At 65.2% G+C, this 16,106-nt stretch carries 19 protein-coding genes; 14 read left to right on the top strand and 5 right to left on the bottom strand.

Annotation, left to right across the window (positions count from 1 at the left end; all coding sequences use genetic code 11):
- Positions 1-66 precede the first annotated feature (66 nt).
- Positions 67-486: a DUF4118 domain-containing protein gene (locus tag N2604_RS13335; protein WP_260375083.1), complete on the top strand. Its 420-nt coding sequence runs from the start codon at positions 67-69 to the stop codon at positions 484-486.
- A 129-nt stretch (positions 487-615) separates the two neighbouring features.
- A complete protein-coding gene (locus N2604_RS13340) occupies positions 616-813 on the top strand; it encodes a hypothetical protein (protein ID WP_025034581.1) in 198 nt (65 codons plus the stop codon).
- 242 nt (positions 814-1,055) lie between these two features.
- Here N2604_RS13340 and N2604_RS13345 read toward each other — a convergent pair whose 3' ends face one another.
- Positions 1,056-2,033 (bottom strand): LysR family transcriptional regulator, encoded by a 978-nt coding sequence (locus tag N2604_RS13345; protein ID WP_260375084.1) that lies wholly within the window; start codon positions 2,031-2,033, stop codon positions 1,056-1,058.
- 120 nt (positions 2,034-2,153) lie between these two features.
- On the opposite strand from N2604_RS13345, the gene N2604_RS13350 reads away from it, so the two are divergent.
- From N2604_RS13350 to N2604_RS13390, 9 genes are all read left to right on the top strand, one after another.
- A complete protein-coding gene (locus N2604_RS13350; protein WP_260375085.1) occupies positions 2,154-3,191 on the top strand; it encodes a class 1 fructose-bisphosphatase in 1,038 nt (345 codons plus the stop codon).
- Between the two features lie 12 nt (positions 3,192-3,203).
- Positions 3,204-4,079: a phosphoribulokinase gene (locus tag N2604_RS13355; RefSeq protein WP_260375086.1), complete on the top strand. Its 876-nt coding sequence runs from the start codon at positions 3,204-3,206 to the stop codon at positions 4,077-4,079.
- Between the two features lie 16 nt (positions 4,080-4,095).
- Complete coding sequence (gene tkt / locus N2604_RS13360) at positions 4,096-6,114, top strand: transketolase (protein ID WP_260375087.1); 2,019 nt, start codon at positions 4,096-4,098, stop codon at positions 6,112-6,114.
- 12 nt (positions 6,115-6,126) lie between these two features.
- On the top strand, positions 6,127-7,212 hold the full coding sequence (gene fba, locus N2604_RS13365) for a class II fructose-bisphosphate aldolase (RefSeq protein WP_260375088.1): 1,086 nt from the start codon (positions 6,127-6,129) through the stop codon (positions 7,210-7,212).
- Between the two features lie 38 nt (positions 7,213-7,250).
- A complete protein-coding gene (locus N2604_RS13370) occupies positions 7,251-8,711 on the top strand; it encodes a form I ribulose bisphosphate carboxylase large subunit (RefSeq protein WP_260375089.1) in 1,461 nt (486 codons plus the stop codon).
- A gap of 11 nt (positions 8,712-8,722) precedes the next feature.
- Entirely contained in the window at positions 8,723-9,130 is a 408-nt protein-coding gene (locus N2604_RS13375; RefSeq protein ID WP_260375090.1) for a ribulose bisphosphate carboxylase small subunit, read from the top strand.
- 98 nt (positions 9,131-9,228) lie between these two features.
- The gene (gene cbbX / locus N2604_RS13380) at positions 9,229-10,161 is read left to right on the top strand and encodes a CbbX protein (protein WP_260375091.1); all 933 of its coding nucleotides are present in this window, start codon (positions 9,229-9,231) and stop codon (positions 10,159-10,161) included.
- A complete protein-coding gene (gene rpe, locus N2604_RS13385) occupies positions 10,158-10,895 on the top strand; it encodes a ribulose-phosphate 3-epimerase (protein WP_260375092.1) in 738 nt (245 codons plus the stop codon). Before cbbX ends, rpe begins: the two co-directional genes overlap by 4 nt.
- A 214-nt stretch (positions 10,896-11,109) precedes the next feature.
- Positions 11,110-11,322, top strand: coding sequence for a hypothetical protein (locus N2604_RS13390; RefSeq protein WP_260375093.1), 213 nt, complete (start codon positions 11,110-11,112; stop codon positions 11,320-11,322).
- Between the two features lie 21 nt (positions 11,323-11,343).
- Here the strand turns inward: N2604_RS13390 and N2604_RS13395 are convergent, their stop codons facing one another.
- Positions 11,344-12,180 (bottom strand): universal stress protein, encoded by an 837-nt coding sequence (locus N2604_RS13395; protein WP_260375094.1) that lies wholly within the window; start codon positions 12,178-12,180, stop codon positions 11,344-11,346.
- A gap of 205 nt (positions 12,181-12,385) precedes the next feature.
- Here N2604_RS13395 and N2604_RS13400 point away from each other — a divergent pair, with 205 nt between their 5' ends.
- The gene (locus tag N2604_RS13400; protein ID WP_260375095.1) at positions 12,386-13,918 is read left to right on the top strand and encodes a Do family serine endopeptidase; all 1,533 of its coding nucleotides are present in this window, start codon (positions 12,386-12,388) and stop codon (positions 13,916-13,918) included.
- Positions 13,919-14,183: 265 nt separating this feature from the next.
- The gene (locus N2604_RS13405) at positions 14,184-14,546 is read left to right on the top strand and encodes a hypothetical protein (protein ID WP_260375096.1); all 363 of its coding nucleotides are present in this window, start codon (positions 14,184-14,186) and stop codon (positions 14,544-14,546) included.
- 6 nt (positions 14,547-14,552) lie between these two features.
- Here N2604_RS13405 and N2604_RS13410 read toward each other — a convergent pair whose 3' ends face one another.
- Positions 14,553-14,849 carry a DUF6496 domain-containing protein gene (locus tag N2604_RS13410; protein WP_260375097.1) on the bottom strand — a complete coding sequence of 99 codons (297 nt, stop codon included), beginning with the start codon at positions 14,847-14,849 and terminating at the stop codon, positions 14,553-14,555.
- 89 nt (positions 14,850-14,938) lie between these two features.
- Positions 14,939-15,133: a DUF3072 domain-containing protein gene (locus N2604_RS13415; protein WP_260375098.1), complete on the bottom strand. Its 195-nt coding sequence runs from the start codon at positions 15,131-15,133 to the stop codon at positions 14,939-14,941.
- Between the two features lie 115 nt (positions 15,134-15,248).
- Between N2604_RS13415 and N2604_RS13420 the strand changes: the two genes are divergently transcribed.
- Positions 15,249-15,470, top strand: coding sequence for a hypothetical protein (locus N2604_RS13420; RefSeq protein WP_260375099.1), 222 nt, complete (start codon positions 15,249-15,251; stop codon positions 15,468-15,470).
- A 348-nt stretch (positions 15,471-15,818) separates the two neighbouring features.
- On the opposite strand, the gene N2604_RS13425 is transcribed toward N2604_RS13420, so the two are convergent.
- Positions 15,819-16,076 (bottom strand): hypothetical protein, encoded by a 258-nt coding sequence (locus tag N2604_RS13425; protein ID WP_260375100.1) that lies wholly within the window; start codon positions 16,074-16,076, stop codon positions 15,819-15,821.
- Positions 16,077-16,106 lie beyond the last annotated feature (30 nt).

Consider the following 16,106-nt stretch of genomic DNA (forward strand, 5'->3'; position numbering starts at 1 on the left):
GATCGGTTGCGGTTGTAGTACTTTCGTCGCAAACGCACCTGGTTAACGGGCGGCAGGGGGAGGCTGATGAAACGTGCGGGGCTGTTTGGCGTACCGCGGGTACGGCCATGGTCGTGGCAGGCGTTTCTGCTCGGATGGGCCGTCGTCGCGGTGTCGGCCGTGCTTCAGGGCATCTGCATCCTGCTCGGCGCAAAGCTCTATTTCGCAGCGTTCCTGCCCGGCCTGTTCGTGCTTGCGCTCATGACCGGCGCACCGGCGGCGGCGTTCGCCGCGCTGCTCACCGTGCCGCTGGTGTGGTGGGCGTTCATCCCGCCCTTCTTCGAGTTCAGCGCGCTGACCAGTGCGAATGCCGATTCCATCAACCTGTTCTGTCTTCTCGCCGTCCTCCTGATCGGCCTTGCCGATCTCTGCCGCGCGACAATGACGATCGTCAGAAGCGGCGGGCTGAAGCCTTCCGGCGAGAGTGCGGCAACGAATCCGCAATAGATCGCGCCGCGCGCGTTGCGCCAGCGCAACAGTCCGGCAACCATCCGCGAACTTGCCGCGCGCCGCTAACTTTTCGAAAAAGATTTGGCCGCAGTTTCTCCCGCGGGAATGACGAGGGAGTTTTCGGACATGAACGGTCACGCCATCTTGGAGAACGTGCGCCGCTACCGCGGCATCGCATCGCTCTATCGCCAGACCGCAGCCTTCCGCCCGGGCCAGAGCTGGTCGCTGCTGGAGCAGGCGAGGGAGTGGGAAGCGCGGGCACTGTCGGAGCTGGAAGCCTATTTCGCCTCGCGCACGGACCACGCCGCCCCGCTCGCGGCCTGATCGTTAACGGCCTGCGCGGCCGTGAACCGGCCCGCCGCAGGCAAGATCACCCACGGGGCGATTACGGAGTTGTCTCCGCGCCCTTCTGTGCTAGCAACGGGCCGATCGAGACATTCTTCACGTCGGCCGGGGCACGCGATGACCACCTTCAACCGCATCTTCACGACCGAGCGCCTGCTCCAGATCATCGTGGTGCTGGCGGCGACCGTCGCCATGAAGCTGTTGAGCTGAGCGACGGCCGGCTATCGCCCGCCGAGTTCGGGCACGTCGGGCAGATAATTCGAACCTTCCGAGCCGAGAAAATCGAACATCGCCTGCGCCGGCGGCAGCAGCACCTTGTCGCTGCGGCGGATCACGTACCATTGCCGCACGATCGGCAGGCCCGCGACGTCGAGCACGACGAGCCGGCCCTCGGCGAGCTCATGCGCCACGGTGTGGGCCGAGATGAAGGCGATGCCGAGCCCGGCGATGACCGCCTGCTTGATGGTCTCGTTGCTGCTCATCTCCATGCCGATGATCGGCTCGAGGTCCGATTTCTGGAACAAGCCCTCCATCAGCGTTCGCGTGCCCGAGCCGGGCTCGCGGGTGAGGAAGGTCTCGTGCACGAGGTCGGTCAGGTTGAGGCCGGAATCCTTCTCCAGCCAGTGCCCCTTGCGCGCGACGATGATGTGCGGATTGCGTCCGAGCTGGCGGACGTCGACGGTGACGTCGGCCGGTGGCCGACCCATCACCGCGAAGTCGAGGTCGTAGCCGTGCATGGCCTCGCGGATCTCCTCGCGATTGCCGATGGTCAGCTTGATCTCGATCTTGGGATAGCGCTTGGAGAAGGCCGCGATCGCATGCGGCACGAAGTATTTCGCGGTCGAGACCGCGCCAAGCTGCACCGTGCCGCCGGTTCGCCCCGCCAACAGGTCGAGTGCGCCCTGGCAATCCATGATCGCGGCCTCGACTCGTTCGGCCAGCGCCAGCACCTCCTTGCCGGCTTCGGTCAGCAGCATGCCGTCGCCGGTCCGCTGCACCAGCGGCAGGCCGGCGAGGTCCTGAAGCTGCCGCAGCTGCTGGGTCACGGCCGGCTGGGTCAGCCCGAGATGGCTGGACGCCGCCGTTACGCTGCCCTTGGCCGACAACGCCGCGAGCGAGCGCAGCTGCCGGATCGTCAGATGTCGGAGCTGGGCTGCCGCATGGCCGGGACCATTATAAGAAAATTCTTTGAGGCTCATTATGATTAGAAATTTTCCTTATTAAGCCGTCCCTGTCAATCTCCTGACGCCGGACTGACCGCACCGACCTCCAGCGTGGAGGGCAATGGATGCGGCGCCGGCAAAAGGGGATGGACGCAGATGACCGGGCAACTCAGGCTGGACGACCACCTTCAGCGGTATTCCGAGACCGCACCTCACGCCCTGGCGGTGGCGGCCGCTGTCGATGCCATCGCGGCGGCGGCGATCGAGATTGCCGACCTCATCGCCAGTGGTGATCTCGCCGACGCCTCGGGCCTGACCACCGGGCGCAACAGCGACGGCGATCTCCAGCGCGACCTCGACGTCCAGGCGGACGCCATCCTGCGCCGCTGCCTCGGCCGGCTGCCGATTGCCGTGCTGGCGTCGGAGGAAATGCGCGAGGCCCAGATCGTCGATCGTCGGGGGCGCATCTGCGTTGCGATCGATCCGCTCGACGGCTCCTCCAACATCGACATCAACATGACCGTCGGCACGATCTTCTCGATCCTGCCGGCACCTGACGATCTCTCACTCGCCTTCCATCAGCGCGGCTCGGCGCAGCTCGCGGCCGGCTTCGTCACCTACGGCCCGCAGACCTCGCTGGTGCTGACGCTCGGCGATGGCGTCGACATCTTCACGCTCGACCGCAAGGCGGGCTGCTTCCGCCTCGCGCGCAGCGCCGTGCAGATCGTCGAAGCCTGCGAGGAGTTCGCGATCAACGCCTCGAACCGCCGGCACTGGGATCCGCCGGTGCGCGCCTTCATCGACGAATGCCTCGCCGGCGTCGACGGGCCCGCCAACCACGATTTCAACATGCGCTGGATCGGCTCGCTGGTCGCCGAGGCCTATCGCATCCTCACCCGCGGCGGCGTGTTCCTCTATCCCTCCGATGCGCGTCCCGGCTACGGCGACGGCCGCCTGCGCCTGACCTACGAGGCGCATCCGATCGCCATGATCATCGAGCAGGCCGGCGGCTCGGCCTCGACCGGGCGCGAGCGCATCCTCGAGCTGTCAGCGCATAGCCTGCACCAGCGCGTGCCGCTGATCATGGGCTCGAGCAACGAGGTGCGGCGCGTCGAGGAGCTGCATTGCGATCCGTTGCTGGTCGCCAGCGTTTCGGCGCCGCTGTTCGCGCGGCGCGGATTCTTCCGGCTCTGAGCGAGGTCACGCATGTCCAGGAAGCATCCGATCATCTCCATCACCGGCTCCTCCGGCGCCGGCACCACCTCGGTCAAGAAGACGTTCGAGCAGATTTTTTTCCGCGAAAAGGTCAACGCCGCCTACATCGAGGGCGACGCCTTCCATCGCTACGATCGCGCCGAGATGCGTGCGCAGATGGCGAGGGAGGCCGAGCGCGGCAACAAGCACTTCAGTCATTTCAGCCCCGAGACCAATTTGTTCGAGGAGCTGGAGCGCGCCTTCCGCGACTACGGCGAGACCGGCACCGCAGTAACGCGGCACTACGTCCACGACGCCGAGGAATCGGCGCTGCATGGCGCGGCACCAGGCACCTTCACGGACTGGAAGCAGCTGCCGGAGAACTCCGACCTGCTGTTCTACGAGGGCCTGCACGGCGCGGTGGTCACGGATAAGGTGAATGTCGCGCGCTATGCCGACCTCAAGATCGGCGTCGTGCCCGTCATCAATCTCGAATGGATCCAGAAGCTGCACCGCGACCGCAGCGCGCGCGGCTATTCCACCGAGGCCGTCACCGACACGATCCTGCGGCGGATGCCCGACTACATCCACTACATCTGCCCGCAATTCACCGAGACCGACATCAACTTCCAGCGCGTGCCGACGGTCGATACCTCCAATCCGTTCATCGCGCGCTGGATCCCGACGCCGGACGAGTCGATGGTGGTGATCCGCTTCAAGAACCCGCGCGGCATCGACTTCCCCTATCTGCTCTCGATGCTGCCGCAGAGCTGGATGTCCCGCGCCAATTCGATCGTGTGTCCCGGCGCGAAGCTCGATCTGGCGATGCAGCTGATCCTGACGCCGCTGATCATGCAGCTGATCGAGCGCAAGCGCAGCCTGAAGTGAACAGGGAGAGACTCCGATGAACATCTCCGTCCATGCCGAAGCTGACCTCAATGCGGTCACGCACAACGATCTCGCCAATGCCGTCCGGTTCCTCGCGGTCGACGCCATCGAGGCAGCGCAGTCGGGTCATCCCGGCCTGCCCATGGGCATGGCCGATGTCGCGACCGTGCTGTTCTCGCGCTTCCTGAAGTTCGACTCGGCGCATCCGAACTGGCCGGACCGCGACCGTTTTGTCCTCTCAGCCGGCCATGGCTCGATGCTGCTCTATGCGCTGCTGCACCTCACCGGCGGCGATGTCAGCCTCGACGACATCAAGGCCTTTCGCCAGTGGGGCTCGAAGACGCCGGGCCATCCCGAATATGGCCACACGCCGGGTGTCGAGACCACGACGGGACCCCTGGGCCAGGGCATTGCGACCGCGGTCGGCATGGCGCTCGCCGAGCGCATGGCGAATGCGCGGCATGGCGACGGGCTCGTCGATCACTTCACCTATGTCATCGCGGGCGATGGCTGCCTGATGGAGGGCATCAGCCAGGAGGCGATCTCGCTTGCCGGCCACTTCGGGCTCGGCCGGCTGATCGTGCTGTTCGACGACAACGGCATCTCCATCGATGGTCCGACCTCGCTGGCGACGTCCGACGACCAGCTCGCACGTTTCGCTGCCTCCGGCTGGTCGGTCCGCCGCGTCGATGGGCATGATCCCGAAGCGGTGGCGCGGGCGATAGCGGGGGAGCGGGAGACCGCAAAGCCATCGCTGATCGCCTGTCGCACCATCATCGGCTATGGTGCGCCGGACAGGCAGGGCACCGAGAAGGCGCATGGCGCGCCGCTTGGCACCGAGCAGACGGCGGCGGCGCGCCGAATGCTGGGTTGGGACTATCAGCCCTTCGTGGTGCCGATCCCGGTGCTCAAGGCGTGGCGGATGATCGGGCAGCGCGGGCAGGTCGACCGGCTCGCCTGGCTCGATCGGTACGAAAGCGCGACGCCCGAGCAGCGCGATTTGTTCGTCGAGGGCAAGGCCGTCGCTCTGCCGGCGGCGTATGCGCTGACCGCAGCGAAATTGCGCGAGCGCTTCGCATCCGAGCGGCCGAAGCTCGCGACGCGACAGGCCTCGCAACAGGTGCTCGACGGCATTGCCGGAACGATTCCCGGCCTGGTCGGCGGCTCCGCGGATCTCACTCATTCGAACCTGACGCATGTCAAGGCGCAGGCTCCGGTCAAGAGCGGTGCATTCGCCGGCGACTACATTCACTATGGCATTCGCGAGCACGGCATGGCCGCGGCGATGAATGGCCTCGCGCTGCATGGCGGCTTCATCCCCTATGGCGGCACGTTCCTGGCGTTCTCCGACTATAGTCGGCCCGCCATCCGCCTTGCGGCCCTGATGCGGCTGCGCGTCATCCATGTGATGACCCACGACTCCATCGGTCTCGGCGAGGATGGCCCGACGCATCAGCCGGTCGAGCATCTCGCCGCGCTGCGCGTCATTCCCAACCTGCTCGTGTTCCGCCCCGCCGATGCCGTGGAGACGCTGGAAGCTTGGGACTGCGCGCTCGCGGCTGAGCACCGTCCGTCCGTGCTGTGCCTGTCGCGGCAGGCGTTGCCGACCTTCCGCAGCGATGCGCGTGGCAGAAACCGCGTCGCGAACGGTGCGTATCTCGTCGTCTCGCCGGATGGCGGCCGCGACGTGACGCTCATCGCAACGGGCTCGGAAGTGTCGATCGCGCTGGAAGCCGCGCGCCTGCTCGCGACCGAGCACGTTCGCGCCGCCGTGGTCTCAGCACCGTGCTTCGCGCTGTTCGAGGAGCAGCCGGATGATTACCGCGTCGCCGTGCTCGGCACCGCGCCGCGCGTCGGCATCGAGGCCGCTGTCGCCGGCGATTGGCATCGCTGGATCGGCGCTGACGGTGAGTTCGTCGGCATGCGCGGCTTCGGCGCCTCGGCGCCGGCGCCGGTGCTGTACCGCGAATTCGGCATCACGCCGCAAAGCATTGCGGCAGCCGCCCGCCGGGCGATCGCCCGCAAGCGCCAATAAGGAGGACGACCCTTGGCCCGTATCACTCTTCGCCAATTGCTCGATCACGCTGCCAGCCACGGCTACGCCGTGCCGGCCTTCAACATCAACAACATGGAGCAGGGCATCGCGATTATGCAGGCGGCGGCCGCCGTCGATGCGCCGGTCATCATCCAGGCCTCGCGCGGCGCGCGCAGCTATGCCGGCGATCTCATGCTCTCGCACATGATCGACGCGCTGGAGCGAACCTATCCCGACATTCCGCTCTGCATGCACCAGGACCATGGCAACGACGAAGCGACATGCGCCTCGGCCATCGCGCATGGCTTCACCTCGGTGATGATGGACGGCTCGCTCAAGGCCGACGCCAAGACCGCGGCCGACTATGACTACAACGTCGCGATCACGCGCCGGGTCGTCGATCTCGCGCACTGGGTCGGCGCTTCCGTCGAAGGCGAGCTTGGCGTGCTCGGCTCGCTCGAGCACGGCGGCGGCGAGCAGGAGGATGGTCATGGCGTCGAGGGCAAGGTCAGCCACGACCAGCTGCTGACCGATCCGGAGCAGGCTGTCGACTTCGTTCGCGCGACCAAGGTCGATGCGCTCGCCATCGCGATGGGCACCTCGCACGGTGCCTACAAGTTCAGCCGCAAGCCGGATGGCGACATCCTGGCGATGCGCGTGGTCGAGGAGATCCATCGCCGGCTGCCGAACACGCATCTGGTCATGCACGGCTCGTCCTCGGTGCCGCAGCCGCTGCAGGACATGTTCAACCAGTTCGGCGGCGAGATGCCGCAGACCTGGGGCGTGCCGGTCGAGGAGATCGTTCGCGGCATCCGAAGCGGCGTGCGCAAGGTCAACATCGACACCGATTGCCGGCTGGCGATGACCGCGGTGTTCCGGAAAGTGGCAGCTGAAGCGCGCTCCGAATTTGATCCGCGCAAGTTCCTCAAGCCGGCGATGGACGCGATGCGCGAATTGTGCCGCGAGCGGTTCGAGCAGTTCGGCACCGCAGGCCACGCCAGCAAGATCAAGGTCATTCCGATGAGCGAGATGGCGCGGCGTTATCGCGCCGGCGAGCTTGATCCGCGCATCGATGCCCGCGAGCCCGTCGCGGCCTAGTCCATCGGAGAGAGCAGAGAAAAGAGCAGGAGAGAGACATGAACGCACATGCAGGCACGGTTCGCGGCAAAGAGCGCTATCGCTCCGGCGTGATGGAATACAAGCGCATGGGCTATTGGGAGCCCGACTACACGCCAAAGGACACCGACGTCATCGCGCTGTTCCGCGTCACGCCGCAGGAGGGCGTCGACCCGATCGAGGCCTCGGCTGCTGTGGCAGGCGAATCCTCGACCGCGACCTGGACGGTGGTGTGGACCGATCGCCTGACGGCGGCCGAGAAATATCGCGCCAAGTGCTATCGCGTCGATCCCGTTCCGGGCTCGCCCGGCTCGTACTTCGCCTACATCGCCTATGATCTCGACCTGTTCGAGCCGGGCTCGATCGCGAACCTCTCGGCCTCGATCATCGGCAACGTGTTCGGCTTCAAGCCGCTGAAGGCGTTGCGGCTCGAGGACATGCGCTTTCCCGTCGCCTATGTGAAGACGTTCCAGGGACCGGCGACCGGCATCGTGGTCGAGCGCGAGCGGCTCGACAAGTTCGGCCGGCCGCTGCTGGGCGCGACGGTGAAGCCGAAACTCGGTCTGTCCGGCCGCAATTACGGCCGCGTGGTCTATGAGGCCCTGAAGGGCGGGCTCGACTTCACCAAGGACGACGAGAACATCAACTCGCAGCCCTTCATGCATTGGCGCGACCGCTTCCTCTATTGCATGGAAGCGGTGAACCGCGCGCAGGCCGCCTCCGGCGAGGTGAAGGGCACCTACCTGAACATCACCGCGGGGACGATGGAGGACATGTACGAGCGCGCGGAGTTCGCCAAGGAGCTCGGATCATGCATCGTCATGATCGACCTCGTGATCGGCTACACCGCGATCCAGTCGATGGCGAAGTGGGCGCGGCGGAACGACATGATCCTGCACCTGCATCGCGCCGGCCACTCGACCTATACGCGGCAGAAGAGCCATGGCGTGTCGTTCCGCGTCATAGCGAAATGGATGCGCCTTGCCGGTGTCGACCACATCCATGCCGGCACGGTGGTCGGCAAGCTCGAAGGCGATCCCAACACCACGCGCGGCTATTACGATGTCTGCCGCGAGGACTTCAACCCGACCAAGCTCGAGCATGGCCTGTTCTTCGACCAGTCCTGGGCCAGCCTCAACAAGATGATGCCGGTCGCCTCCGGCGGCATCCACGCCGGCCAGATGCATCAGCTGCTCGACCTGCTAGGCGAGGACGTCGTGCTGCAGTTCGGCGGCGGCACCATCGGCCATCCCATGGGCATTGCGGCCGGCGCGACCGCCAATCGGGTGGCGCTGGAAGCGATGATCCTCGCCCGCAATGAGGGCCGCGACTATGTCCACGAGGGCCCGGAGATTCTCGCCAAGGCGGCCCAGACCTGCACGCCGCTGAAGGCCGCGCTCGAGGTCTGGAAGGACGTCACCTTCAACTATCAATCCACCGACACGCCGGACTTCGTGCCGACGGCGCTGGAAACCGTCTGAGGAGATTTGAGATGAAGATCACCCAGGGCTGCTTCTCGTTCCTGCCCGATCTGACCGACGAGCAGATCACCAGCCAAGTGCAGTATTGCCTCAGCAACGGTTGGGCGGTGAACATCGAGTTCACCGACGATCCGCATCCCCGCAGCACCTATTGGGAGATGTGGGGCCTGCCGATGTTCGACCTGCAGGACGCCGCCGGCGTGATGATGGAGCTCGCCGAGTGCCGCAGGGTCTATGGTAACAGCTACATCCGCATCAGCGGCTTCGATTCCAGCCACGGCTGGGAATCGGTGCGGATCTCCTTTCTCGTCAACCGGCCGAAGCAGGAGGCGGAGTTCGAGCTGGTGCGGCAGGAGGTCGGCGGTCGCGCGATCCGCTACACCACGGTTCGAAAGCCGGCCGTGCGCGCGCCAGCTTAGGTCATCCGCTTCCGCGCGGAGCTCTCCCTGCTCCGCATCCTGGCGGACCACTGCTTCGCCGCCTCGCTCGCGGCGAAGCTCTTTTCTTCGAGGTAGCCATGCTCGATGTCCCCCACGCAGCCATGACCGAACATAGCGAGACCCGTTTCGATCTCCGCAAGGAGGCCGAAAGCGCCGGAATCACCGAGACGCTGCAACAGCTCGATCAGGAGCTGATCGGGCTCAAGCCGGTGAAGAATCGCGTGCGCCAGATCGCCTCGCTGCTGCTGATCGAACGCATCCGGCAGCGTGCGGGGCTGGCATCGGCGCCGCCCACGCTGCACATGTCGTTCACCGGCAATCCCGGCACCGGCAAGACCACCGTGGCGCTGCGCATGGCCAGGATCCTGCACGGGCTCGGCTTCGTGCGGCGCGGACAGGTGATCTCGGTGACGCGCGACGATCTCGTCGGCCAGTATATCGGCCACACCGCGCCGAAGACCAAGGAGATCCTGAAGAAGGCGATGGGGGGCGTGCTGTTCATCGACGAAGCCTACTATCTGCATCGTCCCGACAACGAGCGCGACTACGGCCAGGAATCGATCGAGATCCTGCTCCAGGTGATGGAGAACCAGCGCGAGGACCTGGTCGTGATCCTCGCCGGCTACGGCGAGCGGATGACGAGCTTCTTCGCCTCCAATCCCGGCTTCCGCTCGCGCATCGCCCACCACATCGAATTTCCCGACTATGCAGAGGCCGAGCTGCTCGTCATTGCCGAGTTGATGCTGAAGGAGCGCGGCTATCGCTTCTCGGCCGCAGCGCGCGAGGCGTTCGAGACATACATCGCGCTGCGCCGGACCCAGCCGTTCTTCTCCAATGCACGTTCGATCCGCAACGCCGTCGACCGCATCCGCCTGCGGCAGGCCGATCGGCTGGTATCCGATCTCGATCGCATGCTCGATGTCGCAGAGCTCGAAACCATCGATGCCATGGACGTGCTCGCGAGCCGCGTGTTCAGCGGCGGTGCGGATGCGCGGAGTGCAGTGCCATGACGAAGGAGATCATGATCGCTCCCTCGATCCTCGCCGCGGATTTCGCGCGCCTCGGCGACGAGGTCGCCGCGATCGACGCCGCTGGGGCCGACTGGATCCATTGCGACGTCATGGACGGACACTTCGTGCCGAACATCAGCTTCGGTGCCGATGTCATCAAGGCGATCCGCCCCTATACGAAGAAGCCGTTCGACGTGCATTTGATGATCGCGCCGACCGATCCCTATCTCGAGGCGTTCGCAAAGGCCGGAGCGGACATCGTCACGGTGCACGCCGAAGCGGGTGCGCATCTCGACCGCTCGCTCCAGGCGATCCGCTCGCTCGGCAGCAAGGCTGGCGTCAGCCTTTGTCCGTCGACGCCGGAGACGGTGATCGAAAATGTGCTCGATCGTATCGATCTCGTGCTGGTGATGACGGTCAATCCAGGCTTTGGCGGCCAATCCTTCATCGCATCGCAGATCGACAAGATCAGGCGGATCAGGACCATGATCGGCGAGCGGCCGATCCGGCTCGAGGTGGATGGCGGTGTCACGCGCGACAATGCCGCGGCTGTGGCTGCAGCAGGCGCCGACACGCTGGTCGCAGGCTCCGCCGTGTTTCGCGGCAAGAGCGCTGCCGAATACGCCGCCAATATCGCGGCTCTTCGCATCGCCGCGGAGACGGGCCGGGTTCCGAGGCCGCAAGATGGTTCCGCGCCCGCGAAGCGGACCGGAGAGAGTGCGCTCATCCGGTAGACGACCATTGGATCAACCGGCCGTGGAGCGCCGCCTCTACGCCTAGCCTTGGGCACACAGTTCCATGCGGACGCTTGGAACTAAAATCCCTATCGGCGCTTCTCGAAAATTAACTTGGCTCAGGCGCGTTGTGCGCGCAGCAAATGTTTTGCATAAACGCCATTGGCCTGACGCAAATCAGGGCAATAAGCCTGTGAACGCGAGGGAGGGTCTCATGGAGAACGTACGTCGCTACCGGGCGCTGGCGTCCCTCTGCCGGCAGCAGGCGGCCTACCGGCCGCTCCAGAACTGGGAACTCCTCGGCCAAGCCGAACATTTCGAACATCTCGCAGAAGTAGAGCTCAAGGCGCATTTCGACGCGTGCAATGTGCATCGCGACAAGGACGCCGCCGCGCCGGCGACCTGGGAAGCGCCCGTCGCGGCGTGACGGCGCCAAGCCGGACTCGCCTCAATGGGACATCAGCGTCGGGACCGTCATGGCTTCCAGCATGGCGCGGGTGACGCCCCCGAGAACGCGCTCTTGCAACCGCGAATGGCCGTAGCCGCCCATCACCAGGAGATCGAGACTCTCGTCGGCCGCCAGCGACAGAATGATCGGCTGAATGTCGGCGCGGGTTGCCGTCAGGCCGACCGTGCGGGTCGACAGTCCGCGCCGGCCGAGATGTCTGGCCAGACCGCCTGCTGAAGCTTCGCCGGCGACGGCATCGGTCTCGTTGACGCTGATGATCACGATCTCTTCGGCGCGGGCCAGGAATGGGGCTGCGTCACGCATGGCGCGGGCGGCAACGCGACTGCCGTCCCAGCAGATGCCGATCCGGTTCGCCTTGAAGGCTCCACGGAAGGTATAGGGAAGGAACAGCACTGGGCCGCCCGCCTGGAATAGGATCTCGCTCGGCACGTCATTGTCGAACCCGCCTTGCGCCGGATCGGGCTGGAGCACGATGCTGAGGTCGTGCAGCCGCGCCATCTCGCCGAGCGAGCCGGCTGCATCCACCGGGATCGCGCCGAGTGCGTGGCAGGTATGGGAGATGCCGGCGTTCGCCGCCTCGCTCTTGAATACCGCAAGCGCAGCCTCGGCCCGCTCCACGGCGCGCTCGCGCTCCAGCTCGAACACGGCCGCAACGGCCGCGCCGCCTTCCATGACGTACGCCGCACTGGTGGCGACATAGCCGACCGCGACCGCGTCGAGATGCGCGTTGAGCTTCGCGGCGAGCGAGATCGAGCCCTCGATCGCAGGACGCATGGGACGTTCGGTGGGAATGTGGACGAGAATGTCTTTGTACATGGCGCGCCTCCGGTGGACATCATCCGATGGTTGTAGTTTTTCACCGCGCGAGGGCGGCGCGTTGAGCTGCATCAAACGTCCAGATGGCCTGCTGCGTCCGCTCATCCATCCTTTGCCGAGATTTAATCGGACGGACGGGACGCCGTAAGGTGGCAGCGACCATGTTGAGGGCAAGGCGACACCTGCTCAACATGGACATTTCGACATGAACGATCGCGTCAATTCCGACACCACGTCTCGCAAGATCTTGCGGCCGCGCCGGCTCGCGCTGCTCGGCACCGTGGCCGCGCTGGGCGTGGCCGCCCTCGCCATTGCGCCAGGCGCTTCGCCGTTCGGCATCAACTCCTTGATTGCGCCGGCCCAGGCGGCCGAAGCCGCCGCGACGCCGCCCGGCTTCGGCGATCTCGTCAGCAAGGTCAAACCCGCAGTGATCTCGGTGCGGGTCAAAATCGACCAGGACAACGACAAGAGCGCGATGCTGCAGCAGAACCGGGTGGATTCGGACGAGGACACGCCGTTCGACCAGTTCTCGCGACAGTTCGGCTTCCGCTTCCCGGGCGGCGCGAACGGCATGCCGCGCCAGCGCCACCAGATGATCACGGGCGAAGGCTCCGGCTTCTTCATCTCCGCCGACGGCTATGCCGTGACCAACAATCACGTCGTCGATCACGCCGAGTCCGTGCAGGTGACGATGGACGACGGCACGACCTACACCGCGAAGGTCGTCGGCACCGATCCGAAGACCGATCTCGCGCTGATCAAGGTCGACGGCAACAAGGACTTTCCGTTCGTCAAATTTTCCGACCAGAAGCCGCGCATCGGCGACTGGGTGGTCGCCGTCGGCAATCCCTTCGGTCTTGGCGGCACCGTGACCGCCGGCATTGTCTCGGCCAGCGGCCGGGATATCGGCAATGGTCCCTACGACGACTTCATCCAGATCGACGCGCCGATCAACAAGGGCAATTCCGGCGGCCCGGCCTTCGACATGAACGGCAACGTGATCGGCGTGAACACCGCGATCTTCTCGCCCTCGGGCGGCTCGGTCGGCATCGGCTTCGATATCCCGGCTGCGACCGCCAAGCTCGTCGTCGCGCAATTGAAGGACAAGGGCGCGGTCACCCGGGGCTGGCTCGGCGTGCAGGTGCAGCCCGTGACATCGGATATTGCCGACAGCCTCGGCCTCAAGGAGGCGCGCGGCGCGATCGTCGACAATCCCCAAGATGGCAGCCCGGCGGCGAAGGCCGGCATCGAGGCGGGGGACGTCATCACCGCCGTCAACGGCACCGCGATCAAGGATTCTCGCGACCTCGCCCGTACCATCGCCGGCTTGGCGCCGGGCACGTCCGTGAAGCTCGATGTCTTCCGCAAGGGTGATAGCAAGACGGTGACCCTGGCGCTCGGCGAACTGCCGAACGAGCGGCAAGCCAAGGGCAACGAGGGCAGGGAGCAGCCGGGTGCCGGCACGCCGCGCCTCGGCCTCAGCCTGGCGCCGGCACGTGACGTTCAGGGCGCAGGCCAGAACGGCGTCGTCGTTACCGAGGTTGACCCGCAAGGCCCCGCCGCGCAACGCGGCATCCGCACCGGCGACGTCATCCTCAATATCGGCGGCAAGGCTGTCAGCAATGTCGGCGAGGTGCGCTCCGAGCTGGCGCAGGCCAAATCGTCGGGCAAGCGCAGCGTGCTGTTGCAGGTCAGAAGCGCGGAGGCGACCCGCTTCGTCGCGGTGCCACTCGCCTAACGCGAACCCCGACCGCTATAACTTCCGGAAAGGAGGCCTCGGGCCGCCTTTCGCAGGCAAGCTGGCCAAGGTCGATAACATTCTCGTTAACGGCAGGGATGGTGACCCGGTGCGTCCGAAAAAGCCGTGTTCGCTGATCACACTCGCAAGGGTGCCTCGGTGCTCTGCGGCAATGTCGCCGCTGAGAGAGGTTGCAAGCGTGGAACTTCGAACCTCCCGGCGCTTTGTGGAACTCGCCGGTGGTTCAAATGAGATCGGTGCCGACATGGATCGATTGAAGCTCTCGCTGAGGAGCGCGCTGCTGGTGGCGCCATTGGTGCTCTCAGGCGGAAACGCGCTCGGGCGCGACGACGGCCGCTACGCGGATTCCCCTCTGAAGCCATGGTTCGACAGTCTGCGCAGCCATCTCGGTCCGTGCTGCTCGGATGCGGACGGTTTCGCCGTCGCCGATCCCGACTGGGAGTCGCACAACGGGCGTTACCGTGTGCGGCTCGACGGGCAGTGGATCGATGTGCCGGATGAAGCCGTCATCACCGAGCCGAACCGGGCCGGCCGCACCATGGTGTGGCCGGTCAAGACTGCGTTCGGGATTTCGATCCGCTGCTTCATGCCGGGGAGCATGATCTGATACCGGTCAGCGCGACCGTTTGGATGATTTGCGCTTCGATGATTTCTTGTTCGATGATTTCTTGGACGACGTGCTGGACGTCTTCTTGGCGCTCTTGCGCTTCGAAGCCTTCTTCGGGACCTTCTTGCCCTTCTTGCGTGCCTTCGACAATCCGATTGCGATCGCCTGCTTGCGGCTCTTGACGCGGCCGCCGCGCCCGCCACGGCCGCTCTTCGCGGTGCCCTTCTTGTAGCGCCGCATCTCGCTGGCGACATCGCTGCCCGAGCTGCGTGAGTAGCGGCGTTTCTTTGCCTTGCGTGCCATGCATGTTCTCCCTCGGCGAGGAGAACCATTCGGCAAAGCCATGGTTCCGGCAGCGCGGGCGGCGCAGGCCTAAAGCGCGATGCGATGCTCTAGAAGGAATTTGCCAGCTCGATCTCAGCTTCCAGCACCTGGATGCGCCGGGCGGCCTCGCTGAAGGACAGATCCCGCGCATATTGGCCGGGCTGATAGGCCTCTTCGCTCAGCCGCTTCAGCTTCAGGCACTGCGCCCGCGTCATCTGCTCGCCCAGGAAAAATCTGGCATCGTATTTACCTTGAACCTGCATCTGGCTTCTCCGTCCTGAAATCGTGACTTGACTATATGTTCTTATTTTGTTCTAACAAGCCATGGACAACAGAATTAATGAAATTCGACGTAAAATCAGAGCCTTGAGGCTTGAGATGGCCGACGTCGAGGCGTCGGTGCGCGACCTCGTCGAGCGCGATCGCGACTGCAACGAAAGGGCCCTGGCGCAGATGGACCTGCGCCGGAAAATCAACCTTTTGATTGCCGAATGGAAGGCGGCCGGCGGCAGCGACGTTCTGCCTGACGTCCGCGACCGGGTACGACTTCGTCCCGTGAAGACAGGCGGCAATCCCGCGCGCGCAACCGGGCGCCGCTGAGATCGTCTGGAGCGTGGCGGAGAAATCCGCACCCGCGCCGGATCTCGAAACTGCGCGCCACGCAGTGCTCCCCGTTCGACGTCCGCAACGCGAAGGGCCCGAGCGCATGGACGCCGGATGCTGAAGGCCAGGTCGAATCCAACGACAACAGACAAAGGGCCCCGCAATGGCGGAGCCCTTCATGATTCCAGGAGCACCTATTTGGTGTTGGTCATGCCGCCCTTGTCCGTCATGGTGCCGCCTTGGTCGTCTTGATGCGGGAACTCCCTGAGTTAAATTGACGCAGGCGGCAAATCAGCGTCGCGGCAGGAGTTCCCGGCAAAGCACCTCCCGCGCGTCACGCATGCTTCAAGTTTGCTTGTCCTCGGCCAGGATGAACACGGCGCCGGTGAGCGTTGCGCCGATCGCGAAGGTCGTCACCAAGGTGAGGGCGAAGACCATCGCGGCCTGGCTTCCGCCGTTGTTCAGCAGGTTGGCCACGGCTGGATTGGACAGGACGAGCGCGAGGTTGAAGGTGAGGCCGAGCGCTGCGCCCATCATTGCATGCGTCATCAGCTTGATAAGGCCGCTGACAGAGATCAGCTCGGACGACTTCTTGGTGCGCATGGGACGGGATCCCGAACTGCCACGCCAACG

The sequence above is a fragment of the Bradyrhizobium sp. CB1015 genome (genome assembly GCF_025200925.1).
In the GTDB taxonomy this organism is placed as follows: domain Bacteria; phylum Pseudomonadota; class Alphaproteobacteria; order Rhizobiales; family Xanthobacteraceae; genus Bradyrhizobium.

Excerpts from the sequence above, each read along its gene's own strand:
- N2604_RS13405 (WP_260375096.1), top strand. The coding sequence starts at position 14,184 with ATGGATCGATTGAAGCTCTCGCTGAGGAGCGCGCTGCTGGTGGCGCCA.
- tkt (WP_260375087.1), top strand. The coding sequence starts at position 4,096 with ATGAACATCTCCGTCCATGCCGAAGCTGACCTCAATGCGGTCACGCAC.
- N2604_RS13355 (WP_260375086.1), top strand. The coding sequence starts at position 3,204 with ATGTCCAGGAAGCATCCGATCATCTCCATCACCGGCTCCTCCGGCGCC.
- N2604_RS13370 (WP_260375089.1), top strand. The coding sequence starts at position 7,251 with ATGAACGCACATGCAGGCACGGTTCGCGGCAAAGAGCGCTATCGCTCC.
- N2604_RS13420 (WP_260375099.1), top strand. The coding sequence starts at position 15,249 with ATGGCCGACGTCGAGGCGTCGGTGCGCGACCTCGTCGAGCGCGATCGC.
- N2604_RS13375 (WP_260375090.1), top strand. The coding sequence starts at position 8,723 with ATGAAGATCACCCAGGGCTGCTTCTCGTTCCTGCCCGATCTGACCGAC.
- N2604_RS13395 (WP_260375094.1), bottom strand. The coding sequence starts at position 12,180 with ATGTACAAAGACATTCTCGTCCACATTCCCACCGAACGTCCCATGCGT.
- N2604_RS13400 (WP_260375095.1), top strand. The coding sequence starts at position 12,386 with ATGAACGATCGCGTCAATTCCGACACCACGTCTCGCAAGATCTTGCGG.
- N2604_RS13390 (WP_260375093.1), top strand. The coding sequence starts at position 11,110 with ATGGAGAACGTACGTCGCTACCGGGCGCTGGCGTCCCTCTGCCGGCAG.
- N2604_RS13335 (WP_260375083.1), top strand. The coding sequence starts at position 67 with ATGAAACGTGCGGGGCTGTTTGGCGTACCGCGGGTACGGCCATGGTCG.
- N2604_RS13350 (WP_260375085.1), top strand. The coding sequence starts at position 2,154 with ATGACCGGGCAACTCAGGCTGGACGACCACCTTCAGCGGTATTCCGAG.
- N2604_RS13415 (WP_260375098.1), bottom strand. The coding sequence starts at position 15,133 with ATGCAGGTTCAAGGTAAATACGATGCCAGATTTTTCCTGGGCGAGCAG.
- rpe (WP_260375092.1), top strand. The coding sequence starts at position 10,158 with ATGACGAAGGAGATCATGATCGCTCCCTCGATCCTCGCCGCGGATTTC.
- N2604_RS13425 (WP_260375100.1), bottom strand. The coding sequence starts at position 16,076 with ATGCGCACCAAGAAGTCGTCCGAGCTGATCTCTGTCAGCGGCCTTATC.
- N2604_RS13345 (WP_260375084.1), bottom strand. The coding sequence starts at position 2,033 with ATGAGCCTCAAAGAATTTTCTTATAATGGTCCCGGCCATGCGGCAGCC.
- N2604_RS13340 (WP_025034581.1), top strand. The coding sequence starts at position 616 with ATGAACGGTCACGCCATCTTGGAGAACGTGCGCCGCTACCGCGGCATC.
- N2604_RS13410 (WP_260375097.1), bottom strand. The coding sequence starts at position 14,849 with ATGGCACGCAAGGCAAAGAAACGCCGCTACTCACGCAGCTCGGGCAGC.
- cbbX (WP_260375091.1), top strand. The coding sequence starts at position 9,229 with ATGCTCGATGTCCCCCACGCAGCCATGACCGAACATAGCGAGACCCGT.